We start from the raw sequence: 659 nt of genomic DNA on the forward strand, positions 1-659 counted from the left end.
ACTCCCTCAGCCAGTTTGCGCTCGGTGGTTTTTATGGCCCCGCCCAGCTTCCAGCCCTGGCTTATCCCCACAACAATTCCGTCGGGGATCCCGGCTTCCGCCAGTGAATCCAGAATCTGCCCCACACCTGACGGGTCAATACCGATATGCTCCAGTAACTCAGCCTCATGAATACGACGCACATACTCCGCCACTTCCGCCGTGTCATCCCCGACCCGACGGACAATCGTCATGTCTCCACAGGCCACAAAATCCTGAAACCGGGATGCCTCACTCTTCCGTCTGACCACCGCGGTTTCATGCGCCCAGGCATGGCCCCAGCCCAGCCATTCGCGGGTTTCCCTGTCACGGCCAATCACGTACATTCCCAGCAGATCATCCAGGCCCCCGCCGTCAATCCCCACCGTCACCACATCAGCGCGCTGCAGGATATCGTCCAGGCTGACGCGCCTGCCCTGCTGCTCCCAGAAATCCGCCCCCGTCCAGCGGTCAGAACGCAGGGCAAGACCAATTTCCACATTGGCATGTTTTGACATGAAGCCACGAAATGCTTCCTCACCAGCCTCCCGGGCTTTACGGTACTCCCGGTACAGAAAAGCCTCATCCACCGAATAACCGAGATTCGGATTGACCATGGCGAGGTTTTCCATCAGCAGGTG

General features: G+C 58.9%; 1 pseudogene. It reads right to left on the reverse strand.

The features are described 5' to 3' along the window. Positions 1–659: pseudogene (locus E0D98_RS25350) on the reverse strand (terminase large subunit); the annotation flags it as partial.

It is taken from the genome of Escherichia sp. KCJ4928, assembly GCF_004352695.1.
Taxonomy (GTDB): Bacteria; Pseudomonadota; Gammaproteobacteria; order Enterobacterales; family Enterobacteriaceae; genus ECMA0423.